Raw genomic sequence first — 26,056 nt, 5'->3', positions numbered from 1 at the left:
GAAGCAAAATAATGAGGATAAAACCACAAACGATCATAAGAGGTGTTTGGGTTTTAATATTAATCGCGGTTTTTGGCGCATTAGCATATCCGTCCCGGCTTTCTGCACAAGCAGTGAAAGCCGAGGACATATATAATGAAGCCCAAAAATCCGTTAATGAAGGCAATGTGGGGAATGCCAGCTTGGCCCTTGATGAGTTGCTGACGAAGTATAAAGCATCCCCCATCATTCCCAATGCACGTTATTTATTAGCATTTTGTTATGTACTCCAAGGCCAATATCAGGGGGCCGCGACCGCCTTAGATGAATTACTCAAGACTCCAAATCTGGATCCTGTCCTGCAAGAGCAGGGGAGTGTTCTCCTTGCCCAGTGTTATGCGGGGATAACATCCCAAAAAGAAAATCCTGCCGAGAAAAAAGAGTTTTTTGAAAAGGCGGCAAAACAATATACAGATTTCCTCACCAAATTCCCGAAAAGCATTTTCCGTGAAGATGCCCTCAATGGGCGTGCATTGACCTATTTTTTCCTCGAGAAATATGATGACGCCGTCAAAGACCTCGAAATGGTATTAAAAGAGTTCCCAAACAGTAAAGGGCGCTTGGATGCGGTTTATCTCTTGGGGCTTGTCAAGGCGACACAGGCTGTTGTCGCGGATCAAGCAAAAAAAACGGATGAGGCTAATGCGAAATTTGCGGAGGCGACAAAGCTTTTCCAGGAAGTCGTGACAAATGGATCGGATATCCCGCTTAAAAACGAGGCCCTTTTCCAGGTGGCGGAGATTCTCTTTAACAAAGGGGATTATGACCTAGCCCTAAATAATTTCCGCCAGATCCTGCCCAAATCAGAGGTGATCAAGCTCCAACAACAAAAAATAGGTGAAATCATGGTGGAGCTCCGGGGGTCCGTGGGTGACCCGGTGAAATTCAAAGCCATTCAGAAATACCTCAGCAATGAAAGAATGAAGCTCGGCCAGATGGAGTCAAAGTCAGACCAGTACGTTGATGCGGCACTCAAATCAGCCACGATTTATAATCTCCAACAAAAACCTGATGAGTCTCGGATTATCATTAAACAATTTTTACCCTTCCTTAAGGCCAGCCAAGTCCAGAATGCTCAATACCAATTGGTGATCAGTTATTCCCAACAAGGATTGATGCCACAGGCTGAAAAGGCGAAAACTGACTTCTTCTCCCAATTCCCTAAAGCACCTGAAGGTGACCAGTTCGGTTTGGTTTTTGGTTATGCTTATTTGAATCAAGGACTCTATGATAAAGCAGCAGGGGCTTTTAAAGAGAGCTTAGATATGTACGGGGAAAAACACCGTTCATTTGCGGAGATGTTAGCCGGGCAGGCAATGGTTTACCGTACTCAGGGGAAACTCAAGGAAGCATCTGATGTTTTCCGTGATTTCCTTTCCAAAAACCAGGATTCGCCCATGGCGGAAAGTGTCATGTTCCAGCTCGCGACTACAGAGATGGAAATGAAGGAGTATGATAATTCCATTAAAACGTATCGGGATTACCTAGTGAAATATCCAAATGGCGCTTACCGGCTTGATTCCCAATTGCAAATTGCACGTACTTTGCTGGAGAAGTCCCCGAGTGATCCAAAGGTGGGGGATGAAGCCATTAAGGAATTACAGGATTTATTGTCCAAAAATCCGCCTGCAAAGACGGGTTCGCTGGCTCTTTATTTTATCGGACAAACCTATGAAAAGCAGGGCAAACTCGACGATGCTGTCAAAGCCTATCGCGATAACATGGTAAAGTATCCTGATGAAAGAACGAGTTTGATTTCAGCTTATCAAATCGCTATTGGTTACCAAAAAGCTAAAAAGTATCCTGAAATGATCGCGGCTTATGAAGAATTGATCAAAAAGTATCCCGAAAGCGATATGGCTCCTCAAGCTTATTTAGCCATTGCACGCCAGTTAGAGAATGAGAAGAAGCATGATGAGGCGAGGGCGAAGTATACGGAAATAGTAGAAAAATATAAGGATAAACCCGTCGGTGCGGATGCACAGGAACGTATCTTTTTTACTTTCTTTGATAAGGCACAATCGATGGGCCGCCCGATTAGTATGACTCCTGATCAAAAGGAACAATATAAGAAGTTAATCAATGATGCGATTGCGAGTGCCGAGAGACTCCTTGAACTTTTCCCCGACAGTCTGCGAACAGGTGACGCATTAACCAATATGATGAAAGCCAAACAGACTTTGGCGTCCGGAAAAATGGATGAAGGGGTGACTGTGGATGCTTACCTAGGGCAACTGGCGGATAAGGCCAGTGCAAAGTCTAATCTTAAAGCCCAAATCCTTTTTACCCAAGCCGGAATCCTCCAACAGGAGGGAAAACAAAAAGAGGCTTTGGTAGTTTTTGATAAGATTCTTGCCGAGACTCCTGATGCAAAACTCAGTGCTGATAATCTGGACCGTTATGGACGGGCATTAGTGGCCACAGGAAAGACGGATGAGGCATTAAAGGTTTATGAACGGATCATGACGGATTTTGCTAATAGCCCACGTTCAATGGATAAAGGTGTTTTTGGGTTAGGGTTGGTCTATTATAATAAGGGAGAATATGTATTGGCCGATAAACAATTTAATGAAATGAAGACTAACTATCGGTGGAGTCCCCTGATGGGTGATGCGATTTATTACTCGGGAATGACGCAGCTTAAAGGTAATAAATTTGATGAAGCGATTAAAATCTTTGAAAGTGTAGCGGGCTCAAAGGGAAGCTCGAATGAATCCAAAGGAAGGGCCTTGATCGGGGCAGGGGATGCTGAACTCGGTAAGAAAGATTATAATAAGGCACTCGGGAATTACATTAAAGTAACCCTCTTTTACGAGGGGCTCACCGATGTGGCTTCGGAAGCCACTTTGAAATCAGCCCAAATGAATGAGAAACTCGGCAAGGGCGAAGAGGCCAAGAAACTTTACCAACAACTTAAAACTAAATATCCTGACTCCGCTGCTGCCAAGCAAGCTCCTTAAGCCCTCCATCTGAATCTCTAGAGTGATTCAGGGCCGTAATTTAACGGAATGATGAATAACTGAAAAAAATATTCACCAGATTATGACTTTAAAAGAACGATCACAGCAGATTCTCTCGGTGCTCAGGCGAGTTTATCCACAAGCACATTGTGAGCTTCATCATTCTAATCCGCTGGAGTTATTAATCGCGACAATCCTCTCGGCCCAATGTACGGATAAAAGAGTGAATCTCGTTACGCCCGCACTTTTTAAACGTTACCAGAATGTGGAGCAATTTGCTGCGGCAGATCAATTCGAGATGGAGAGTTTCGTTAAAAGTACCGGGTTTTACCGGAATAAGGCCAAAAATATTATTGCCTGCTGCAAAATGCTTTTAGAGAAATACCGGGGTGAAATGCCGCGTAAGATTGAGGAACTCTCCCAATTGCCCGGTGTAGGCCGTAAAACGGCTAATGTGCTGCTGGGGAATGCATTTGGGATCAATGAGGGTGTGGTAGTCGACACCCATGTCTCGCGCCTTTCCCAAAGAATGGGGATGACTCGGGAAAAGACCCCTGAAAAAATAGAATTATCCCTGATGAAACTTTTTAAGCCTGGAGACTGGTGTGATCTTTCTCATCTCCTCATTTGGCATGGAAGGAATCGTTGTGACGCACGTAAACCGGATTGTGGAAACTGTGAACTAGAAGGTCTATGTGTGAGTAGGGATAAATTACTCAAAGCGGCCGCAGATAAATCGCGATGAAGGTGAAAAGATTTAAAGAACTTTCTTCCCCCTCAGATGAGGCAAGGCTTTATAAAACGCTTTTCCGGCTACCTACCCGAGAATATCGCCGGTCTTAAAGATACCACTATTGGCTAGGTCTCGGGCGGACATGCGTTTGCGGCCTTCAAGCTGGATTTCACGAAGGAGGAGGGCCCCACTTTTTGCCCCGACAAGTATCCCGTGTTTATTGATCCGAGCAATTTGCCCAGGCGCAAATTGTTTTTCACGGGACATGATCACATCAAATATCTTGAGGGTTTTCTGGGAGCCTTCTTGGTTGATGAGCGTGAATGCTCCGGGGGATGGGGCAAAAGCACGGATTTTGAGCCAGAGTTCCAGCGGGTTTTTATTCCAGTCTAGGAGTCGATCCTCCTTGGTGAGCTTGCGGGCATAAGCGGTCGGGGATGCCCCCTGTGGAACGGGTTTGATTTTGCCGGAGATAAAGTCCGGGATTGTTTTCATCAGCAGAGAGGCTCCCATATGAGCCAACTGATCATGAATCGTTTGAGAGTTGTCCCTACGTTTGATCGTGAGCTCCTGTTGGGCGAGAATACCCCCACTATCGAGTTTCTCGGAGACCATCATTATAGTGACCCCCGTTTTTGATTCTCCATCCAGGAGGGCCCAATGAACCGGGGCAGCTCCACGATATTTAGGGAGGAGTGAACCATGGATATTGAGACAACCGAATTTCGGAATTTCCATGAGTGCAGGAGGTAGGAGCTGGCCGTAGGCTGCGACGACGATAATGTCGGGATGAAGGTATTTCACCTGCTCGATCACAGTCGGCGACTTTATCGTCTCCGGTTGAAAAACAGGGAGATGGAGCTTCATAGCGAGCTCCTTGACCGAAGAGGGGGTCAGCTCCAGACGGCGTCCGGCAGGGCGATCAGGCTGGGTAATGACCCCGACAGCCTCATGGTTACTCGTCGCTGCGATTAACTGAAGTGCCGGGCAGGCAAAACTGGAGGTGCCGATATAGACGATTTTTACCATGAGTCCGGATCAAGAGCTCCTATGTAGTATAATTCTTGGGTTCCCCTGATGACGCAGGGGTGAGTTTGGTCGTGTAATGGAGTATATCATTCAACACTTGGTCAGGACGTTGTTCGGCATTGATATTAATCACCTTATCCCGGCCATAAAAATCCAGTACGGGCTTGGATTCATCTTCATATACTTTCAGCCGGTGTTTGATGACTTCTTCATTAGCATCATCATGACGGTTGTCTTTGATCGCTCTTTTTTTCAGCCGTTCCATGAGTTTCTTTTTATCCGGGCAGACAAGGTGGAATACCAGTAGGACATCGAGTTCATTATCAAGATAACGGGCTTGTTCTACATTGCGGGGGATACCGTCCAAAATAAGGAAATCAGCCTCTGTTTTAAAATTTCGTGTGAGTTCTTTTCCTTTGATCGATGTCTGCCAGAGCTTGATCGTGACATCATCGGGGACCAGGGATCCATGGCTGGAATATTCCATAAATTCTTTACCAATATCACTGGTGAGATCGACGGAACGGAAGACATCACCGCATGAACAGTGGAAATAACCGGGGACGCGACCTAAAATCAGGCCTTGGGTGCCTTTTCCACTACCGGGTGAACCAAAAAGAAGGAACGTTTTATATTTCATAGAGGATTTAATAAACATACAAATATATTTTAAAATAACAACTGTTTCGATGATTCTCTGGAAAAAACCGTGAGTGAAACATTGTTTTTTTTGAATTTAGCCGTGCGAAAACCCTAGAATATCGGGTAAATACACATATTATTTTCGAGAAAATAGTCCAAATAAACTTTTCTAAAAAAAAGCCTGGTAATGGCAAGTCTTCCCCGTGAGTGCTCATGTCGGGAAAAGAAACGAGTTTCTTTAACTTTCAGAATCCGGGGTCTTTACCATTTCATGTGGTTTGGGAGTATCTTTTGCGCTGATTTCAAAGAGATAACCGCGGAGGTATTCTGTTTCAGGAACCTCAGGGAGTACCGGGTGATCTTGGCTTTGCGCATAAGTCTCGATCAGTCGCAGGGAACATCCCACATCTGCTGCCGCGTCTACGAGGAATTCCATAAAGATTTTTGGCTGGATATGATGTGAGCATGTATAGGTGGCTAATAAACCGCCAACCGGCAACATTTTGAGGGCACGGAGGTGGATTTCTTTATATCCACGTTGGGCATCGCCGATGTTAAATTTATTTTTTGTGAAAGAAGGAGGATCGAGGACTATGAGGTCGTATTTGCCTCCTTGTTTGGATTTATTTTTCAGGAAGTCAAAGGCGTTTTCAGTGGTGAAGTTTATTTGAACGCCATTGAGCCCGGCGTTTTGCCGCGCGTGTTCGATAGCTTGTGCAGATGCATCCACAGATTCCACTGATTTCGCACCGTGTTTCGCTGCAAAAAGGCCAAAGGCTCCGTGGTAACAGAAACAATCCAGTACCGTGCGGCCTTTAAACCGGGGGGCAAGTTGCGCATAAATGGGTTGTTGATCCAGGAATAAGCCTGTTTTTTGGCCTTCAAGGAGGTTTAGGAGGAATTTAACGCCATGGCTCTCAATGACCAATGCATCGGGCAATTTGCCGTGGAGGATGGATGTTTTTTGTTCGAGTCCTTCCCCGACGCGTCCGGAGGAATCATTACGCTCGATAATACATTCCGGAGAAAATAATTTCTTAAGGATTTCTACGACGATTTCCTTTCTTTGATCAAAAGCAGCAGTCATCGTCTGGATGACCAAGCAATTTGCGTAACGGTCAATGATCAACCCGGGGAGGTAATCACTCTCGCTGAAAACCATCCGGTAGGCCTGAGGCATTTTGCCATTATAAAGACTTTGGCGGTATTCCTGGGCTTTTAGGATCCTCGATTCAATCAACTCTTCATTGAGGGCTTTGACACCCATCGAGTAACGGCGGACGGCGATTTGTGAGCGGGAGTTATACATACCCGTGCCATAGATTTTTCCGCGTTTATCTTTTAAAACAACAATTGTACCCTCGGCAAGGTCTTCGGGCCGGCGGAGGATTTCATTTTGATAAAGCCATGGATGACGGTGCCAGAAGCGGGAACCGCGTTTCGGATTAATAATGATAGAAGGGAAGCCCATAATAGTAGGATGATAAAAAAATCCTGTGACCGAATTCAGAATAAAGACAGGTGGAATGCAATCTTAATCGGTTTTAGTCCCGATGATCGCCTCGATTTTCGTGAGGATACGATGGGAGTATTCCTTCAGCTTGGACTCTTGGTCGCCTTCGATCAGGAGCCGGATCTTGGGTTCCGTACCCGAATAACGGAGGAATACCCGGCCTTTGCCTGCGAGATCTTTTTTGACGGATTCAATCTCGGCACAGACCTCGGACAAGGTTTCGATGGCGGGTTTTGATTTGACTTTAATACTCTTGATTTCTTGGGGATACCGGCGCATGCATTTGCGGAGTACGGAGAGTGGTTTACCGGTTTCTTTCATAATCTGGAAAATCTGCAGGGCTGAGACTAGGCCGTCACCGGTAGTCGAGTAGTCGCGGAAAATAATATGCCCGGACTGTTCGCCCCCGAGATTAAAATCATGGGACATCATTTCCTCGATGACGTAACGGTCTCCGACTTGGGTGCGGATGATTTTACCCCCGGCATTAATAATGGCTTCATCGAGGCCGGCATTGCTCATTTCAGTGGTCACGAGGGTGTTGTTCCTGAGGGTTCCATTTTTGATCATATCCAAGGCAGCGATAGCCATGAGTTCATCCCCGTCGACTAATGAGCCCGTTTCATCGACGAGTAGCAAGCGGTCGGCATCCCCGTCGTGAGCGAGGCCCACGTCAGCACCGTGAATCTTGACATATTTCTGGATCGCCTCGGGATGCATACTCCCGCAATCATGGTTAATATTACTGCCGTCGGGTTTGTTATGGTACACAAAGACCTCGGCACCGAGCTCTTTGAGGACACAAGGGGTAGATTTGTAAGCTGCACCATTGGCGACATCGACGACGATCCTGAGGCCTTCCAGAGTCATTTTGCGGGAAATGGAGCCTTTGGCAAACTCGATATAACGGCCCAAGGCATCGTCAATACGGAAGGCTTTCCCGATCTCCTCGGCTGTGGGCCGGATTTTATCTATCTCACCTGAAAAAACGATGTCTTCGATTTGTTGTTCGAGGGTGTCATCGAGTTTATAACCGTCGTTGCGGAAGAACTTGACCCCATTGTCTTCATAAGGATTATGGGAGGCTGTCAGGACGATCCCGGCATCAGCCCTCAGGGAACGCGTGATATAGGCGACCCCCGGAGTGGGCAGGGGACCGATAAGCAGGGCATCTACACCCACAGAGGTGATCCCGGCGACGAGGGCGTTTTCGAGCATATAACCCGATAGGCGCGTATCTTTACCGATGACAATCTGGTGGCGGCGGTTGTCATTCTTGAAAAAATGGGCGGCAGCCCGCCCGATTTTTAGGGCTGTTTCAGCCGAAAGGGGTTCTATATTCGCGACACCGCGGATACCATCGGTTCCAAAGAGTTTACGGGAGTTTGCCATAGGGAGCTAATATGACGGATTCACTCCGGTTCTGAAAGCATTAATCTTCAGGAAAATCGGCGATTTTCATCCATGTCTTCAGGGCGTCAACGGTTTCTTGGACATCATGGACCCGGAGGAACTGGGCTCCACTTTGGTAAGCCCATAAAATGGAGGCGAGAGAACCCGGTAAACGGTATTCAGGGGAAGCATTATCGATAATTTTGCCTAAGAAACTTTTCCGGGAGGTGCCAATCATGACAGGAAGCCCGGTTTCAGCAAATTGCGCGGTAGAGGAAAGCAGGGCCATATTGTGCTCGAAATTTTTTCCAAAACCGATACCTGGATCAATAGCCAGGCATTGGGGGTGGATACCAGTCTTACGGGCACAGTCGACCTTATCGATCAGGAAATCTAAGACTTCACGGGCGACATTGTGGTAGAATGGAGACTCTTGCATATCCTGTGGAGTGCCTTGCATGTGCATGAGTATCCATCCAGCCCCGTGTTTCTTGACCACCTCCGCCATTCTCCCGTCACGGCCCGCAGTAATATCATTAATAATCTGGGCACCACAATCCAATGCGCTATCGGCGACTTCAGGTTTGAAAGTATCGACAGAAATGACGATATTAAACTCTTTCCTGATGGCTTTGACTGCGGGGATCACCCGGATTAACTCTTCTTCGAGACTTACTGTAGGCGCGCCGGGGCGTGAGGAAGCCCCGCCGATATCAATGGCATCAGCCCCGTCCATGATCATTTTCTCAGCATTTTCAAGAATGTCTGACAAGTTTGAGCATTGTCCACCATCGAAAAATGAATCGGGAGTGACATTGAGTATTCCGAATATGCGGGGTTCTGAAAGTAGGGGCCAAGTGCCGTTTTTAAAATGGAATGTCATGGATGGAAGAGGAAAAATGGTGCGCTCGAGAGGACTTGAACCTCCACGCCTTGCGGCACAAGCACCTCAAGCTTGCGTGTCTGCCATTTCACCACGAGCGCGTAAAAATAAAGTAGTAAGGGAATTCTAAAATATCTGCAAGCATGAAAAAAAGACTTTTTTAGAAAAAAGAGATAAATTGATAAATCGTTGATGGAGGATGAGGCTCTCCTGCCCCTTGTTTACAGGCCGTCCATCGACTCGGCGATCATGGCATCTTCATCTGCGATGAGTGCGGTATAATTCTCGCCGTCGAAAAAAGTCCAGAGCTGGTGGTTTTTGAAGCGATAGTGGAGTTTAGATATGGTGCTACTGTTTTTTTTGTGCATGAAGGCTAAAGAAGCCAAGAGAGTACTGATTTCACGCAGGATATCATCGGTATAATCACTGATCGTTTTTGATCTAATATTTCCACGGGTGTCATAAGTCCAAGCGACTTGGACCCCATCGATTTTTGCCAGTGTGTCTTGAAAATCACTCATGAGTCAGAGCTTTTGATTGATTGTTTGAATGTTTCACGCATAGGCCATGAAGCGGTTTCAGGGGCTAAGTGAATGGCTACCAGATTTTGACCTCGGGGGAAAATAAACCTCTTTTCTAGGACCGTCTCGATAAATACTTCTTGTGTGGTCTCCTCGCGGAGGATACGGGCCAAGCACTCGCCTTGTTGGACCAGAAAAGAGGCCAGCGCCCCCGCCTGATTCGGATTCTCATCGAGGCTGGCCGTTAAGAGTGTGCCTGAGCGGGAGGATATTAATGATCCTTTAACGTCCGGAAACGTGGAAAGGTTTATCACCGCGTTCTCGTCCGGTGGATTTTTTGTTTCATTCCACGCGTCATCACCTTGGAGAGGCTCGGGAGTGGTGTCTTGGGGGGGCAGCGAATCAAAATCCTGATCGCTGGAGATGAGGATTTCATCTTTTTTCTGGGCTGCTTCCAAGAGGAGGCCTTCCCAGTTACGTTTGATATTCTTTACAGGATTATCGAGGTAGGGATGTTCTTCAAACTGCCCTCGCTGCCAGCTGAACATCTGGTAAAATGCTTCTTCCCCCTCTAGTCCTCCGAGTTTTGAGTGAATGAAGCTGCCCTTGTCAAAATAAAGGATTCCTTCATGGGGCCCATTTTTGAGGATGATTTTCACCCGTGCTAACGTTGAGCATTTTAACTGAACCATATCCGCCAAGGAAAGCTGGTAGATGATCCCTGAAAATCCCACGTGTTTAATAGAACGGATATTCAGCAGGAGGGAGTCCAGTGTATTAAGGTCAAAGGGTTTTGCAATGAATTCCACAGCGCCGAGGGCTAATGCTTTTAAACGTGTTTCTTCTGAAGGCCTCGCCGTCATCAAGATGACTTTAATCAGAGGATGCCTGCGGTTGATCTCTGTCATGAGGAATAATCCAGTGGCATCGGGGAGCTGTTGGTCAGTGAGAACGACATCGACTTGTTGTGTGGCCAGAACACGGAGGGCATCTTCGACTGTTTCAGAAAAGATAATATTATAAGGGATTTCCTTGTGTTTCCAATGGAGAGCAAGTGACTCGATAATACCCGGATCATCGTCAATAACCAGTAACGATCCTTTGTGCGTGGAGTGAATTGCAGAGGTCACTTTTTGATGATAAGAGGATTTATTTTTTGTGGCGAGGTAAAATTTCTATCATTTTTAAAATGAATTATTCCGTTCTGGACTGTAAAAAGAAAATGAAGAAAAATGCACGAAAGCCTTGATTTTATTGGATGAATTCACATACTTACCGACGTTTTACAACTAAACACACAAAAGGAAAAAACAAAATGGGAAAAGCCCTTACTAAATCCGCAATCGCTGACACACTCGCCAAGAAGCTCGAAATCAGCAAGAAACTCGCTGTTCAAGCTCTCGACGAAATCGCAGCATTGGCCTACAAAGAAGCTAAAAACCAATTCACATTGCCAGGACTTGGCAAGCTCGTTTTGGTGCAGCGCAAAGCACGCATGGGTCGTAACCCTGCCACAGGCGCTACAATCAAAATTCCAGCCAAAAAGGTTTTGAAATTTCGTGTAGCCAAAGCGGCTAAAGACGCAATCCTGAAGTAGTTTTTTTCGCTTCAGAATATATTCTTGCAAAAGACGGCCCGATTTTCGAGGCCGTCTTTTTTTTATCTCTGGGATAAAGCTTTGATCGCCTTTTTCCAGTGGGCCAGTGGGACACCGGGAGTGCCTTCACGTAAGTACCATTCCTCCATCGCTTGAGCGCAATTTACTGCGTAGTCGGGGTGTGAAATGAATTTTGAAACACAGGAAGCAAATTGCTCGGGATCATACGCCTGGGATACACTACCGAGGCAATGCGTGTGGATGGTTTTTGAAACGGTATTATGGAGGGAACCGATAAAGTGAACGGGTTTGAATACCGAGGCGATTCCGTAAAATTTCGAGGGCACAACAAGGCCGTCGAACTCGGGACTCTGGCTAATCAGGTGGAGGTCGGCGCTGCCCAAGATTGTTTTGAGGTCTGAACGCGGTTGGTGTGGGAGAAAGGTGACAGGGATATCCTGGCGGGAAGTGTGCCATTGAGCCAAGCGGTCTTTACCATAACCATATCCGATAATGAGCAGGACAGCACCGGGGTGTTTTTCATAAACGAGGCGAAAACCTTCGGCAATGGTATTCCAATCATGGGCGCGGCCGAGGTTACCGCTGTACATAATAACAAAACGTTTTTCCAAATCCCATTTTTCCCTAAAATCCATGGTGGTAAGCGGGGTACTTGCGTTTGTAGGAACGATTGACCAGTTTGGGATGACTTCAATATTCATTTTTCGTCCGGTTGACCTTTTCCGGAGGGTTTCCCTCATACATTCACCGGGAACGACATGCATGTCTGTATGTTTATCGACCCATTGGGCGATATGCATCAGGGCCCGGAAGACGGGCCTTTCCCGTTTGGAGGATTCAGGGGCGATGATCTCTGGGTAAAGATCCTGTACCCAATAAATTAATTTTGTGCCACGAAATATCTTTGCCAAGACTCCCGCAATAACGATGAGGGGGGGGGACGTCATGGCGATGACCAGATCGCTTTTTGGGCCAAAGAGAAGGTACCGTATCGCTTGAAAAAAAAATGTCGCGTAGTCGCTCAGGCGTCCGGGAATGTTTTTTGTGCCGAAATCCGTGCAAGCCATCCTTTGGATGGTTACTTTTTCCCACCGGGAAGATCCGGGTGCTTGTTTTTCCTTAAGGGCGTAACGTGTCACACCACAGAGTCCGATGACCGTGATGTCGTCAGATTCTGATAAAGACTGTGCCAAGTCCCCGTTGAGTTGGGCAGTAGCAGCTTCGTCCGGGTAAAAAAAGTGGTTCAGGATAACGACTCGCACAGGACCTTTATATCAAATCTTTATTGATCCGCAAAGAGCCTATTTTGAGGATGCACAGATACGGCTATTTTCCAGATAAACGGAAATAATGGTAAAGGGCTGCAATATTCAAGGCGTGGGTAATCTCCCCGGAGGCGATCATTTCGGGGATTTGTGAAAGCGGATACAGGAGGGTCTGGATATCCTCGGCCTCGTCGAAATCCGTTTCCGCTGAAAGAACGCAGCCTTCGACAAGGACGGTGTGTAAGACGTTTTGTTGGACGGCGGGATTTGGATAAAAGGAAGCAAGTTGTCTGGCGGTTTTTCCGATATATCCGGTTTCCTCCCGCAGTTCCCGCATGGCGGCTTCCGCCGGGGGTTCATCCACCCTGTCGATAATCCCGCCGGGTAGCTCGAGGGTGACTTTTTTGATGCCGTGCCGGTATTGTCTGACGAGGACAATTTGCTCGTCATGAGTCAAGGCGATCGCATTGACCCATGAGGCGCATTCAATCACAAAAAAGTGATGCTTCTGGCTGGTGCGCGGGGAGGTGCATTCTTCTTCATGGACATCGAAGATACGATAATGCCCCGCCTTTTTGCGGGCGTGTACCGGCCAATGAAGAGGCTCTTTCATAAGGATGGGGCGTAAATATGGGATTAATTCCTCTTTTTAGAGGGGCCTGGTTCGACAGGGGCTGGTACCGATGAGGCATCCACAGGAGGAGCATTTTTATTTTTCTTATACTCAGAAAGCTTTGATCTGGGGATGACAGTGACCTTCATGGGAATGTCGGTCAGGGGAGTGTCCGAGCTATCCTTTTGTTGTCCGGAAATGGCATCAGAGACTTCCATACCTTCGGAGATATGCCCAAAGACACTATAAGTACCGTCTAGGGAAGGGGCATCTTGGATCACGATGTAAAATTGAGAGCCATTGGATTCCCGAGCAGGATTAACATTATCTCCGAGGCGGGCAGCTCCGACAGCACCACGGACATTAGGCAGCTGGACCTCTGCAGGAATGGTGTATCCGGGGTTCCCTGTGCCCCATTCACCCCGGCGATCATCCTCCCGGGTCTTCGGATCACCCGCTTGGATGATGAATCCGGGAACGGTACGGTGGAAGAGGAGTCCGTTATAGAAACCCTGGCCGGCGAGGTTTTTAAAGTTTTGCACGTGGCGGGGTGCTGCTGCCGAGTCGAATTCCATTACCATAATCCCGAATTTTGTATCAATGACAGCGACATCATCGTCTGTGGAGGTGAATTCATATTTGCGGTCCACTTGGGGATTGTAAGGTTTTGTCTTGGTCTCACGGATGGTGGGCTGGGTAGTCGAGCAGGCCGTCAGGAGTGTGAGTGCAAGCAAAAGGCTAAAACGGTGTCTCATAAAGTTTCTTTAATAAAAGGAAGAGGGGTGACTTCCACCTTTATATTTGATTGGGTTAAATATTTCATTCCGGCATTCTCATGGCCGCGGCGCAAATAGCCCAGTCCGATCATGCGAGAGAGAGTTTTTGAATAGCAAGAGCTGGTGATTAAGCCAATTTCTTTTTCTTCGATGACGATTTTTGTGTCCGTGGGCAAAGGGGTAGGGGAGTCGATCAAGAAACCATTCCAGCTCCAATTAACACGCCCCACACTCTTGATCCGGGAGATGACCTCTTGGCCGATGTAACAACCCTTGTGATAAGAGATGGCCCGGGTTTCGAGCCCTGCTTCATTCGGGATGGTGTCTTCCTCCATGTCCTGGCCGTAACGGGCGATGCCTTGCTCGATCCGGGTTATTTCGTAAAGCGTCTCATCACCATGAGTCAGTCCTGCCGCAGCAAATTGCTCCAAGAGAGCGTTTCTCGAAACGGCGGGTGCAAAAAAATCGTACCCCCGAATACCGAGGCGTGCACTCTCGACCAAGGGGAGGTGCAGTCCGGATAATTGGCTTTCAGGTACGAGGAGATGGAATTGACAAGTCTCGTCGGTCGTGTCCTGGAGCTCTACATCATCAGCGATAATAAAGCGTTCGAACCGCTCCTTGAGCGAATCCCTCAGGGATAGTTCGGTATCAAAAATAATCGAGTCGTGCGATTTGTGGATAAATCCATCACCATTCATTTTCCCCTTGGAGGACATGACAGCACAATAAATAGCATTTTTCGGGTTAGCCATCCGGACGTCATTACTGACTTGGCCTTGGAGGAATCTTTCGCGGTCACTCCCTGTAAAGGAAAAGCGAGCACGGTTGGTGAGGTCGAAAAAAATGCCTTTTTTGATCAATTCATTCACAGGTTAAACTTTTTCCTATTGGTTTTGTGTACTTCTTGTAAAAAGGAATCAAAGCAAGGGGGGATAAAAGGTCAATGGTATTTATAGTAGCCCGATGAAAAAGGGTTTTGCGGTTTTTAATTTTCTCCGGTAAATTACCCTCACCATGTCCGAATTTTTCGCCTTACCCCCTGATGACCAAGTCATTGATTTATCCAGTGACGATTATTTTATGGGTGAGGCCTTACGTCAGGCGGCAAAGGCTTATGCAGGCGAAGAAGTCCCCATCGGGGCGGTCATGGTCCGGGGCGGCAAAATCGTGGCACGCGCCCATAACCAAGTGGAGATGCTTAAAGATGCTACCGCTCACGCCGAGATTCTAGCCATCAGCCAGACCCAGCAGGTCGTGGATGATTGGAGGCTCACGGAGTGCACGCTCTATGTCACAAAGGAACCCTGCCCGATGTGTGCGGGAGCTATCATGCTTTCTCGGATCAAACGCGTGGTGTTTGGTGTGGGGGACCCCAAAGCCGGCGGAGCGGGCGGAGCCCTGAATATCCTTGAGCTCCCCGGGCTTCACCATAAATGCTCCTCCACCGGTGGGGTTCGAGAAAATGAATGCCAAATGATGCTCAAGAGTTTTTTTAAAGAACAACGCCAACGCCGGGATAATGGGGACGAGTCCACACCGCCGGCACGGGGGCTGAACTAGTTTTTTTCCGGAATCACTATGGAATCTGTGTGGGTTAAATTCCTCAAGCAAATTGCTTTTCGTCTGCTTTTTGTGGTGCCTCTGATATTCATCGCCATCCATCTAGCTTTACAAGGAGGGGGGAATGCTTTTATCGGAGTCGGTTTGTTAGTGACGGCAGGGTTGATTATCTCCACACCCTTTACAGAGTTATTTTCACACTCAATGGGCTGGATGTTTTTCCCTAATGAACGGGCAGCAAAACCGATCCTTTCTTATGCACGGGCAGACCTTTACCTGCGAAAGGAAAAATATCAAGAGGCCGCTGAGGAATTTGCACAGGTGCTGAAGCATTATCCCCAAGAAGTGCAGGCGGTTATCGGCAAACTCTGCCTGATGGTTCAATTATTCCAAAAAACACAGGCGGCGGAGTCCTTTTATTTTGCATCACTCAAAAAAATCCTATCAGGAGATGCCCATAAACAATTGGTCGAAGCTTATGCCATGATTCTGGCCAAAAAAGGGATCATCGTACGTAAACCCCGGGATATGGTTTACGTGACGATTTATCTGCCTGATGACCAAATGTCTGCTTTCCGAGGAGCCCTCAAGTAACCTTTAGCGCGCGCGCCTGGAGATTCCATGCGCTGGTCGCTAGATCAATGTGTTCTGGAAGCGGGTGATTGTTTCTAGCGGTGACGCAGGCGTGGACTTCCTTTGATTCTCCGGGCATGAGGAGGAGATAATTATCAGAAACGTGCCAGTCGAAAACCTGCCCTTCTTGGGGTGATGTATTCTCGATAGTAAAATAAACGAGAGGAATCGGGGAAGTGTTCCTGACGGAGATATGCCACGAGATTTTCTCTGGAGTCCTTTCCAGTTCCTTGGCGGCGATTTCCGCTTTGGATGGGGGGAGATGGGCGAGGGCTGCCAAGGGAGTGTGTCCTCCGACCTTTCGGGATACATTTCCTGAGGCAGCATATTCGACCAGATTTATCAGTAATTGCTCGGCATCGATCCAGCGACGGAAGGGTGTTTGGGAGAAGTTATGGCCGCCGAAGGGACCGGCAAATGCCACGATCCGGCCTTTGCCGGATTGTTTAACGCCAAGAACGGGCTGTCTCCCTTCGATCCCGATAATGTCATCACTGTTTTTGTAGGCGGTTTGCACCCGGATCGAGAGGATCGGCAGTTGTATATCGGTATTGATGAAATTCCAGATGAGATGATCCCGTACTTTATTCAGGCCATCATTACGGGGTTCCCATGGTGCGGCTGTGGATTGTGCCGATGGATCATCGAGGATTTTCCATTGGGCGGAGTGTTCATCGCTATTACTATAATGGTTTGGCGCGAATGAGAAAGGCAGGAGCTCTTCTAAAACGGAGCCGCAGAGTGGATCCACATCGAAGCGGCCTGAGACGTAAGCGGAGGAGTTAAAAGGGAAATAGACAAACCCAAGGCCGTCGTCGTGGATGGCTTTTTTGAGTTTATCGAAAAAGCCGTCGCCGAGGGATTGGAGCGGATTAAAAACGGGGGCGAGGACGACAGCGTCATATTTCTGGAGGTTGATCTCATCAGGATTTAATGGCTGTTGAGGACTAATGATCCTTTCATCCAGAACAAATTGCGCAGCCTTGAAATATTCGTTGATGATATGCCGTTCATACACTTTTCCCGAGAGGAAAAGGATATTTAACGGGGCTGCATCACATTTCGGGATGACGGTGAAAGCATAGTCATTATCCAGTGTCTGACCATTGTCGAGGTGGGCTTGGAGCTTCAGGAAAAACGCCCCGTTTGCGGGGACTTTAAATGATACATCTCCCAAGGGAATCGAGTCGCCACCACTCCAGCCTTCGTATGATCCCTCGAAAAGGATATTTCCGTGATCGTCACAGGCACTGGTCCGGACCGTGGCATGGCGATGTTGACCACCCTCGAGGGAAAACCAAATGCCTGCGTGGAATTTTGACTCCGCCGCCCAGACATAACTGTTAAAACGTGCGGAAACTAGCGCGGGGGCACAACCCCGGGCAAAAGTATAGAACGAATGTTTTGGAATCAACTCACTGTCGATAATTCCCCAGTTAAAGTCTGTCCATGGTTCATTAAATTCCCAGGTCGTGAATCCGCTTTTTACCGGTTTCTGGCGGCGGTACTCTTCCGCGACATACTGGTATCCCCAAGCTTGAATGCACTGGGTGTAACGGACAAAATCCTCGACGCTCAGGTGTTTACGTTCAATAAAGAGGTCGGGATATGATTCAAAGATGGCGAAGTAACCCCGGTCTGGCATCCTGTGGTGCCAGACGCTCCCGTAGATGTCGTGGAGTTGGTCATGGGGTAGAAATCGTTTAAGGCTTTTCAGGGAGGCTGACCCGGTGATTCCGCATTCGGAATTAAAAATCGCGCGGCATGAATTGTAGCGTGAGGCATGGTCTAAGTCAAAATGCCAAGGGCCGTGGAGCTCGGGGTTGATCGGGCTGGAACGGTGGAAATACTGGTTTTGCCCCATCTGTCTCATGACCCGTTCCATCATCTGGAAAATCGGGTCCGTCGGACGGTTAATAGTGCCGAATTGGTAAAGTTCATTACCCCCATTCAAGACAACCACACTCGGGTGGATATTGAGCTGGCTGATCACATTACGGAATTCATTTTCGAGGCGTTTCTGGTGGAAAAGGCTTTTATCTGTCCCCCCACTAAAATTCAGGAAATCCTGGGAAATGCTGACCCCTTGGAGGTCGGCTTCCTCGAAGAATTCATCCCCGGAGAGGTAGCCACCACCCCAGACTCGGAGGGTGTTATTATTTGATTCACGGGCGCGACGGACAACGCGGCGGAGGTGTTCCCCGTCCCAATCCGACCAGAAAAGGTTTGTCGGCACCACTGATCCCCCTTTGGCGAAATACTTTTGACCGTTGAGATAGTGGTCGAAATGGTATGTCCCATATTCCCGCGGAACTTCTGGCCAGGCTTTATCTCCCCCTTCTTCGACCGTTTCATACCCCTTATAATAATCCTGCCCGTAACTTTGATTCTCGTAACCATTCCAATCAAAGGCGCTGGCGGGCGGACTACTTTTAAATGCAGTATTAAGGCGCCTTTCGTATTTGCGGAATCCCGTTGTCACCGTGAGGGTTTGTCCACCGGTTTTCAGGATTAATTCATAACAATGGGGGAAGCCAAGGTCAAATACCGTCCAAGGTTTCAGGGGTAAATGACTGAATGGGATCGTGAGGAAAGAGGAGGGTTCTGTCCATTTGCCGCGGAGGGTGAAACTTTCCCATTCGAAATTTTTCGGGCGGATGGTTAATTCATAATCGCTGGCACCCCAAGCTTGGGCTTGGATCAGGAATAAGCCGCTGACGTGGTAATTATCGGCATGATATTCATACTCACTGCGGATGAATTCCGGTAATACATAACGGGCGATGATGACTTCCGGGGCGATGGCCAAACCACAGGAGAGCATAAAAGGGTTCTGGTCCCCTCCGTAGAGCATACGGCTCTTGAGGGATTGGGTGGTGGCTTTGAAAAGGCCTGCCATGCCCATATTCATATTGGCGGCATCCCCACCGAGTTGGTTTTTGGCGGCTTCATCGGTACTTTGAATATCCGTCGGATCACAAGTCCATAGTCGGATGGAAAGTTCATTCGTGCCGGATTTCCAGGCCGTAGTCGCATCAAAATAATGGACTTGGTTAAAGCTTTCACTACTCCCGAGGTGTATGCCGTTGACAAAGATTTCGGCGAGTTGGTCCATGCCACGTATGCGGATGAATGCCTTTTGTCCTTCTTCGAGTGCAGCCCCTTCAAAATGGTTAATGAACCACCATTCCCGGGTCGCTACCCAATCCGATTGTGTGGAGAGATCACCGATTCTGGGGTCGGGACATTTTCCGTGGAGGAACATCAATTGCCGGGTGTCCATAGGTAGGTCGAAAACAAAAGTTTCTTTTCCAGCAACGGATTCGTAATGAAGGGAGGAGGAAAAGTCTTTATGGAATGCTGTCCACTGTGATTTTAAGGGGAGAGAAGAAAGATGTTTCATGATTAATCCCGATTTCCCAGAAACAAACCGAAAGTCAATGGAAGTTTACTAAAAAAGGAAATTCCATTAAGGAGGAAGAGCCTTGGTTTTGTATTCACGAAAACACGGGGAATCCACATGATTCTTTTTACTTTGCCCGCTGGAGTGGGGGGGATTACTTAAATACTCAAACCAAATATTCGGGGATTATTGATCATGAAACATATCAGAGTCTCTGCGGATGGCGGAGCTTGTGAAGTCGTTTACGTCGAGAGCTTAGAAATTAATCCAAAACACGATCAAGCAAAATACCGATCCAGATGATGGAAATAATTTTCCTTAATCGTAGGTGACGATCAATACAACGGAGTTCTGGGTTTTTTGGACGATTTTCTCAAAAGATGTATTTGGGGTAAGTGTATCAAAGGACTGTAATCGGCTGGTATATTTATCGAGGATGGGCTGGATATAACTCGATTTGATCGCGTAATTCACATTTTGGGGGATATCCCCGCGTGATGCCGCCATTTGGGTGGCACTTAGCTTGGAAACAATGATGCCGACTAGGTTTCCATTCATATCTAATAAGGGGCCTCCAGAGTTTCCGGGCTGGACGGGGACACTTACTTGCCAGGAACGGGGATCATCTTTGAATCCGGACATACTACTGATTTCGCCTTTTGTAAGCTTTGGACTAAAGCCTTGAATGTCCACATTTGGGAACCCGATAGTAAAAACCCCTTGTCCGAGTTTGACGAGTTTTGACGTGACCACCGGGAGGGCTTCGTAAGTGCCGGAGCATTCCAAGAGCGCAACATCATTTGATGAATCGACCTGGATTACTTTTGCTTTTACTTTTCCGGTACTCGTCATGACCTCGATCCTTTTACTGTCTTCGATGACATGTGCTGCGGTGAGGAGCAGTCCGTCTTTTGAAATAAAGCTCCCTGTACCAAATCCCCTGACATTGCCGCTAAATTCCTTGGCCTTTGACATGGAGTTATACTCGTCATGGGATTTTTTTGACATTTTGATATCGTCGAGGATTTCCTTGCTGCGTTGCTGGGCATAAAGCGTGATTTCTTTGCCGAGATTTACCTCCATCGCGGTGCGGGTACGGGCGGCCGTTTCATTACCGCTACTGGCAGCAATATTCATCCAGGCCAAGGATTCAATTTCATCTTTTGGTACTCCTTGGCCATTGGCATAATAGAGGGATAATTTGAATTGTGATTCCGCGTGCCCGGCCTCGGCGGATTTTTTATACCATTTGACGGATTCCTTGATGTCTTTATCTGTGCCTTGTCCATTTTGATAGATTTGGGCAAGTTGGAATTGGGATTGTTGGTATCCCTGATTCGCCGCAAATTTAAAAAGTTTGATTGCATCGTTAATGTCCGGTTTCACACCGGTCCCTGTCATGTAATAGGTGCCCAAATAGTGTTGGGCTTTAGCATTCCCCTGATCGGCTGCTTTCTTGAACCACACAGCTGATTCCTCGACGTTTTTAGGGGTCCCGATGGCATTTGCGTAACATCCTGCAAGATAAACCTGAGCTTGGATATCACCTTGGTTGGCTGCCTTCTGGAAATTTTCAAAGGCAAGCGAAGGGTTTTTATCGACTCCATTCCCCTGTAAATAAAACATGGCAAGGGAGGTTTGTGCCGGGGCAAATCCGGCCTCGGCAAGTTTTTTGAAAGTTTCAATGGCTTGTGAGTAAGCCCCCGTTTCAGTGAGTGCCTTAGCTTTTTGGTATTCCGAATCGTAATTATTTTCCTGTGACCGGACAATCAGGGGGATAAATAACAGGATTAACAGAAAAATACGCAGTTGATTTCCTCTTGTACGAAAATTGTCAGACCCCATAACGTATCAACTAACAGTATTCCTTACCCAAATCAATCATTTGCTTGTGAGATTTCATTATCAATAAAGGCAGTAGGGACATGAGTATCCTTTATCCTGACCCACCGTCGATTCCTACTTCGCAAATATTTCCTTCCACCATTGACCTCCCATTCATTCCCGCTAATCCCGAGATCAAAAGAAAATGAAATCCTTGATCAAAGGGGACATTGTCCAGATCACAGGGTTGATTGCAAATGTGACCAATCAAAAAAATGCCCAAGTGTGGTTGTCCAATGTCGGTGCCCCCGCCCGCCCGGAAAGTAATATAGGGTATATGTATGTCGAGAGTCTTGAAAACTTGAGTTCCGGCGAATACCGGGCAGGCAATCTATTGAAGATGGAATATTGGCCTTTACTTGGCGTCACACTGTTTATTAAATTCATCCAGCCACTATGAGACTTCTCCCCATTACCAGTTTTTTGCTTTTATTCGTGTCACTCTTTTCTCCCCTTCACGCATGGATATATATAGATGACACTGAAGACAAAGTCGTTCAAGAGCTGGGCAAACCAGTGGGAATTATTGAAGAGGGGGAAAAGAAAGTGCTCTCCTATAAAGGGGGGGATGTAACCATCGAAAAAGGAAAGGTTATCGAGGTGGATCTCGTTGCCCAGAATGACCAAGAGCCACCGCCGAAACCCGTACCCACACCCACTCCCCTCCCTGCGGCTCCGGCTGCCGTAGCTCAAAATGCAGCCCCTCCCGAAGCAAAACCAAAAGAGTTTGTAGTCCCGGAAGTCAAAATGAAGGCAGGATTAAGTCAGGAAACCTTGCTAATGGAACAAGCCGAAGCCTACATTCGAGCTCTTTTAGCTGCTGAAAAATTTGATGAACTTGAGCAAATCGCCAAAGATCTCAAAGATTCCCAAGCAAGAACAACAACAGGGTCATGGAAGTTAACTAATTATTTTATTTCCATAGGTAATTATTCAAATAGTGGCATTCCCCACTACCAGCAGAAGCTGGAGATGATCAACCGATGGAAAGAACAGTATCCAAACTCCATGACAGCAAGACTCGTCGAGGCTGATATATGGGTGGATATGGCTTGGGAAGCACGTGGATCGGGGTATGCTCATTCAGTGAGTGAAGACGGATGGAAATACTTCCATCAATTCTTGGATAATGCCCAAAAAGTCATGCTTGAAGCCTCTACCCTGCCGGATTCAAATCCTGAGTATTACCGCATTATGATGGTGATCGCCATGGGGCAGGGGGTAGAGCGTGAGGGTTTTGAAAATTTTTACCAGGAAGGGATAAAACTATGGCCGGGCTATATTCCCTTATATACCTATAAGGCCTATTATCTCATGCCACGTTGGTATGGAGAAAGGGGGGAGATGGAGGGATTCGCTTTGGAACTTTATAAAACCCACCCAGAAGGCAAGCTAATCTATAGTAAAATCTGTTCTTATATTATTAGTTATTATGGCAGTGATTTTTTTAAAGAAACGGACTTTAAATGGAAGATTGTTAAGGACTCTTTTGATGGGTCTGTGGCGGACTATCCAAATTCAAATCTAATTATTAATGATTACGCCTATTTGGCCTGTATCGCAGAGGATGATAAAATGGCTAAACAACTCCTGCAGAAAATCGAGGGAAAATATGAATCCCGGGTCTGGCGTGACATGCAGTATTATGCTTGGGCTAGAAGGCATTATCAGGTTGGACAATAAGGATGGGTTCTCCCCGGCTTGCAGACTAAAACAAAAAATCCACCATTCATCGAGGATGATGAATAGGGAAAATTTATCTAAGCCGGGAAACGCTGGCTCCAGGACGGGTGGTTTCGGACTCGGGTGTCGATGTCGCGGAAGGTGTTGATCGACTTTTTGAGATGAGTATAGACATCCCCGGCACAACCGAAACCTTGTAAGGCGATTTTGCCTTTGTAGCCGTATTGGTCGAGCAGGCCGATGATGAGGGAATTATCCAGTTGCCCATCGTCCAAGGGAACAATTTGTTTGTGTTCACCCGTGACCCGCATGCCGGAGATATTAGCCGAACCCAAGTGAGGGGCCGCTTCGCGCAATTTGCCCTCGATATCCTGACCATCCACACAAAACCAGTGGAGCCCGCAGAATACAGCATGGATCCGGGGGTGATTGATTTTCTTTTTCAGGCGGACGGAGTCTTCCACTCGCTCGATCCAGAACCCGGAATGAGGGTAGAGATGCAGGTGCAAATTGTTTTTTTCTAAGACAGGAATGATTGGTTCGAGCCATTGCAGCAATTTGCCGTCGGCGGAGGCATCGGATTTGGCGACGGAATTATCCGTAAAACAAACGCTTAACTCCAAATTCGCGCAAGTCTCTGAGGTCATTTGGGAGAGTATCCGGGGAATATCGGCATTGTCCCCCTCAGCAGGGCTTTTGGACAAGTCGAGATTCATATAGATCGAGTCCACTCCGATCCCGGTTTTCTTCTGGATCGCAGCTATCTTCTCGATGTCGTCAAAGGCTTGTTGACGCCAGAGGGGTTTGTAACCGGTTTCAAAAATGGTAAAGGTCATGCCGTCATAACCCAGCTCGGCGAGCATCTCGGCACGGGACTCGAATGTGTACCAGCCGAGCTCCGTAAAGAAATTCGTATCCATGGCAATAAAAGGTCTTTTCATGAGGGGGAATTATACTCTGAGTTTATTCATAAGGAGATTTTGAATCGGGGCAAAATGTTTGATGAGTTTGTCGGCGGAAATAAAACAGCCCGTGTTCCCACGGGCCTTTTGTAGGAAATGATTACGGGCGGGTCATTCTTTCGGCCACGACAGCTTTGTCAAAAGCTTCTGCGGTGAGGTACTCCAAGGCGATAGCCGCTTCCTTGAGGCTGATTTTTTCCTTGTGTGCCTTTTTCGCGATCTTAGCGGCTTTGTCGTAACCGATGACGGGATTTAACGCGGTCACGAGCATGAGGCATTTTTCCACGTAACCGTCGATGACTTCGCGGTTGACCGTGATTCCCTCGACACAATGTTCCTGGAAGGAGACACAGGATTCACTGAGGAGCTTGAGCCCGTGAAGGAAGTCGAAAGCCATCACCGGCTTAAAGACATTGAGCTCGAAATTACCTTGGCTACCAGCGATACCGATCGCCGTATCATAACCGATCATTTGGACACAAACCATGGTCATGGCTTCGCTCTGGGTCGGGTTCACCTTGCCGGGCATGATGGATGAACCGGGCTCATTCTCAGGAAGGTTGAGTTCACCGAGTCCACAGCGTGGTCCGCTGCCGAGCCAACGCACGTCATTGGCGATTTTCATGAGTGAACACGCCAGTGTTTTGAGTGCCCCGCTGGCGAAGACAAGTTCATCATGGGCTGAGAGGGAGGCGAATTTATTTGTGTGGGACACGAACGGAAGGCCGGTGGCCGTGGCGATATACTTTGCCGCGCGGTCACCGAATTCCGGATGGGCATTTAGGCCGGTGCCGACGGCTGTTCCACCGATAGCCAGGCGGAAGAGACCTTTTTGAACGATTTCAATGCGTTCGATGTCTGCGTCCAAGAGGGCGACGTAACCGGAGAATTCTTGTTCGAGAGTCACAGGGGTAGCGTCTTGCAAGTGGGTACGACCGATTTTGACGATCCCGGTGAATTCCTTGGCCTTGGCGGCGAGCCCATTACGCATGAGGCGGACGGCGGGGATGAGTTTCTCTTGGATTTGGCAGGCGGCAGCGACGTACATCGCTGTGGGGAATGTATCATTTGAGGACTGTGACATATTCACATGGTCATTTGGGTGCACCGGTTTTTTCGAGCCCAACTCACCTTCGGCCATTTCGATGGCGCGGTTCGAGATGACTTCGTTGGCATTCATATTGGTCTGGGTGCCACTGCCGGTTTGCCAGACATTGAGAGGGAAATGGGAGTTCCACTGACCGGTGATGACTTCATCAGCAGATTTACAGATGAGTTCACAGGTTTCCGCGGGCAATTTGCCGAGGTCTTTATTAGCGAGGGCGGCGGATTTTTTGAGGATACCGAATGCCTTGATGATTTCCGGGGGCATGGGATTCGATCCGATATTAAAATGGATGAGGGAACGGGCGGTCTGTGCTCCCCAATAAACATCACAGGGCACTTCGATGTCGCCCATGCTGTCTGATTCGATACGTGTTTTTGTTCCGGCGGGGTAGGAGGGTTTTGCTGACATAAGATTGATTGATTCTCTCGTTTTGTTTAGTGAATTGATTAGATCGAATACGTTTTCAGCGCAAGGATATGCACCGTAAAATTTCCCCCGGTGCCGGACTATTTACCTCCCAATAGTCCTGTAGCTTGTAAAGTTATTTTAGTATATACCGGATTACCGTCCGAGTTCGCGGGAACGGTTAGCAGCGGCGGAGACAGTGTCTTGGAGGATGTCGCGGATGGCTTTGGATTCCATGACTTTGAGGCCTTCGAGGGTAGTGCCACCGGGGCTGGTGACTTGATCCCGGAGTTTGGAGGGGGTTTCCCCCGTTTTTTCGAGCATGAGGGCGGCCCCTTTGACTGTTTGGACCGCGAGGTTTAGGGCGAGAGTTTCCGGGAGTCCTTCTTTCACGGCGGCTTGGGCGAGGGCCTCTATGATCAGGTAAATGT

23 protein-coding genes and 1 tRNA gene are annotated in these 26,056 nt (G+C 47.8%); 7 read left to right on the top strand and 17 right to left on the bottom strand.

What is annotated here, in order from left to right:
• Window positions 1–11: 11 nt before the first annotated feature.
• Window positions 12–2,999 carry a tetratricopeptide repeat protein gene (locus tag SGI98_03170; GenBank protein MDZ4742403.1) on the top strand — a complete coding sequence of 996 codons (2,988 nt, stop codon included), beginning with the start codon at window positions 12–14 and terminating at the stop codon, window positions 2,997–2,999.
• 82 nt (window positions 3,000–3,081) lie between these two features.
• Complete coding sequence (nth, locus tag SGI98_03165; protein MDZ4742402.1) at window positions 3,082–3,744, top strand: endonuclease III; 663 nt, start codon at window positions 3,082–3,084, stop codon at window positions 3,742–3,744.
• 72 nt (window positions 3,745–3,816) lie between these two features.
• Here nth and fmt read toward each other — a convergent pair whose 3' ends face one another.
• From fmt to SGI98_03125, 8 genes are all read right to left on the bottom strand, one after another.
• Window positions 3,817–4,761: a methionyl-tRNA formyltransferase gene (gene fmt, locus SGI98_03160; protein ID MDZ4742401.1), complete on the bottom strand. Its 945-nt coding sequence runs from the start codon at window positions 4,759–4,761 to the stop codon at window positions 3,817–3,819.
• A 19-nt stretch (window positions 4,762–4,780) separates the two neighbouring features.
• Complete coding sequence (locus SGI98_03155) at window positions 4,781–5,401, bottom strand: nucleoside monophosphate kinase (protein MDZ4742400.1); 621 nt, start codon at window positions 5,399–5,401, stop codon at window positions 4,781–4,783.
• Between the two features lie 240 nt (window positions 5,402–5,641).
• Window positions 5,642–6,874, bottom strand: coding sequence for a class I SAM-dependent rRNA methyltransferase (locus SGI98_03150; protein MDZ4742399.1), 1,233 nt, complete (start codon window positions 6,872–6,874; stop codon window positions 5,642–5,644).
• 63 nt (window positions 6,875–6,937) lie between these two features.
• Window positions 6,938–8,308, bottom strand: a complete 1,371-nt coding sequence (gene glmM / locus SGI98_03145; protein ID MDZ4742398.1) for a phosphoglucosamine mutase — start codon at window positions 8,306–8,308, stop codon at window positions 6,938–6,940.
• A 40-nt stretch (window positions 8,309–8,348) separates the two neighbouring features.
• The gene (gene folP / locus SGI98_03140; protein MDZ4742397.1) at window positions 8,349–9,191 is read right to left on the bottom strand and encodes a dihydropteroate synthase; all 843 of its coding nucleotides are present in this window, start codon (window positions 9,189–9,191) and stop codon (window positions 8,349–8,351) included.
• Between the two features lie 17 nt (window positions 9,192–9,208).
• Window positions 9,209–9,292, bottom strand: a tRNA-Leu gene (locus tag SGI98_03135).
• 120 nt (window positions 9,293–9,412) lie between these two features.
• Window positions 9,413–9,712: a hypothetical protein gene (locus SGI98_03130; protein MDZ4742396.1), complete on the bottom strand. Its 300-nt coding sequence runs from the start codon at window positions 9,710–9,712 to the stop codon at window positions 9,413–9,415.
• Window positions 9,709–10,842 (bottom strand): response regulator, encoded by a 1,134-nt coding sequence (locus SGI98_03125; GenBank protein ID MDZ4742395.1) that lies wholly within the window; start codon window positions 10,840–10,842, stop codon window positions 9,709–9,711. Before SGI98_03125 ends, SGI98_03130 begins: the two co-directional genes overlap by 4 nt.
• A gap of 185 nt (window positions 10,843–11,027) precedes the next feature.
• On the opposite strand from SGI98_03125, the gene SGI98_03120 reads away from it, so the two are divergent.
• On the top strand, window positions 11,028–11,309 hold the full coding sequence (locus SGI98_03120) for an HU family DNA-binding protein (protein ID MDZ4742394.1): 282 nt from the start codon (window positions 11,028–11,030) through the stop codon (window positions 11,307–11,309).
• A 62-nt stretch (window positions 11,310–11,371) separates the two neighbouring features.
• On the opposite strand, the gene SGI98_03115 is transcribed toward SGI98_03120, so the two are convergent.
• The 4 genes from SGI98_03115 to SGI98_03100 form a co-directional block, all read right to left on the bottom strand.
• Window positions 11,372–12,592: a glycosyltransferase family 4 protein gene (locus tag SGI98_03115; protein MDZ4742393.1), complete on the bottom strand. Its 1,221-nt coding sequence runs from the start codon at window positions 12,590–12,592 to the stop codon at window positions 11,372–11,374.
• A 64-nt stretch (window positions 12,593–12,656) separates the two neighbouring features.
• Complete coding sequence (locus tag SGI98_03110) at window positions 12,657–13,208, bottom strand: NUDIX hydrolase (GenBank protein ID MDZ4742392.1); 552 nt, start codon at window positions 13,206–13,208, stop codon at window positions 12,657–12,659.
• Between the two features lie 23 nt (window positions 13,209–13,231).
• Window positions 13,232–13,963, bottom strand: a complete 732-nt coding sequence (locus SGI98_03105) for a peptidylprolyl isomerase (GenBank protein MDZ4742391.1) — start codon at window positions 13,961–13,963, stop codon at window positions 13,232–13,234.
• Window positions 13,960–14,856 carry a glycine cleavage T C-terminal barrel domain-containing protein gene (locus SGI98_03100; protein MDZ4742390.1) on the bottom strand — a complete coding sequence of 299 codons (897 nt, stop codon included), beginning with the start codon at window positions 14,854–14,856 and terminating at the stop codon, window positions 13,960–13,962. Before SGI98_03100 ends, SGI98_03105 begins: the two co-directional genes overlap by 4 nt.
• Before the next feature lie 145 nt (window positions 14,857–15,001).
• Between SGI98_03100 and tadA the strand changes: the two genes are divergently transcribed.
• A complete protein-coding gene (gene tadA, locus SGI98_03095; GenBank protein MDZ4742389.1) occupies window positions 15,002–15,547 on the top strand; it encodes a tRNA adenosine(34) deaminase TadA in 546 nt (181 codons plus the stop codon).
• An 18-nt stretch (window positions 15,548–15,565) separates the two neighbouring features.
• Window positions 15,566–16,141: a hypothetical protein gene (locus tag SGI98_03090; protein ID MDZ4742388.1), complete on the top strand. Its 576-nt coding sequence runs from the start codon at window positions 15,566–15,568 to the stop codon at window positions 16,139–16,141.
• Here the strand turns inward: SGI98_03090 and SGI98_03085 are convergent.
• Window positions 16,134–19,583 (bottom strand): hypothetical protein, encoded by a 3,450-nt coding sequence (locus SGI98_03085; protein MDZ4742387.1) that lies wholly within the window; start codon window positions 19,581–19,583, stop codon window positions 16,134–16,136. The two genes, SGI98_03090 and SGI98_03085, sit on opposite strands and share 8 nt — an antisense overlap.
• Before the next feature lie 318 nt (window positions 19,584–19,901).
• On the bottom strand, window positions 19,902–21,428 hold the full coding sequence (locus SGI98_03080) for a tetratricopeptide repeat-containing serine protease family protein (protein MDZ4742386.1): 1,527 nt from the start codon (window positions 21,426–21,428) through the stop codon (window positions 19,902–19,904).
• 184 nt (window positions 21,429–21,612) lie between these two features.
• Here SGI98_03080 and SGI98_03075 point away from each other — a divergent pair, with 184 nt between their 5' ends.
• Window positions 21,613–21,867, top strand: coding sequence for a hypothetical protein (locus tag SGI98_03075; protein ID MDZ4742385.1), 255 nt, complete (start codon window positions 21,613–21,615; stop codon window positions 21,865–21,867).
• Entirely contained in the window at window positions 21,864–23,150 is a 1,287-nt protein-coding gene (locus tag SGI98_03070; GenBank protein MDZ4742384.1) for a DUF4034 domain-containing protein, read from the top strand. The genes SGI98_03075 and SGI98_03070 overlap by 4 nt, the downstream gene beginning before the upstream one ends.
• A gap of 77 nt (window positions 23,151–23,227) precedes the next feature.
• Here the strand turns inward: SGI98_03070 and SGI98_03065 are convergent, their stop codons facing one another.
• The 3 genes from SGI98_03065 to SGI98_03055 form a co-directional block, all read right to left on the bottom strand.
• The gene (locus SGI98_03065; GenBank protein ID MDZ4742383.1) at window positions 23,228–24,091 is read right to left on the bottom strand and encodes a TIM barrel protein; all 864 of its coding nucleotides are present in this window, start codon (window positions 24,089–24,091) and stop codon (window positions 23,228–23,230) included.
• 121 nt (window positions 24,092–24,212) lie between these two features.
• Window positions 24,213–25,628, bottom strand: coding sequence for a class II fumarate hydratase (fumC, locus tag SGI98_03060; protein MDZ4742382.1), 1,416 nt, complete (start codon window positions 25,626–25,628; stop codon window positions 24,213–24,215).
• A 153-nt stretch (window positions 25,629–25,781) separates the two neighbouring features.
• On the bottom strand, window positions 25,782–26,056 hold a 275-nt coding region (locus tag SGI98_03055; protein ID MDZ4742381.1), incomplete at its 5' end, for a pyrroline-5-carboxylate reductase dimerization domain-containing protein.

Source organism: Verrucomicrobiota bacterium (assembly GCA_034440155.1).
GTDB lineage: Bacteria > Verrucomicrobiota > Verrucomicrobiia > JAWXBN01 > JAWXBN01 > JAWXBN01.
This window is presented reverse-complemented; position numbering and strand designations above follow the sequence as displayed.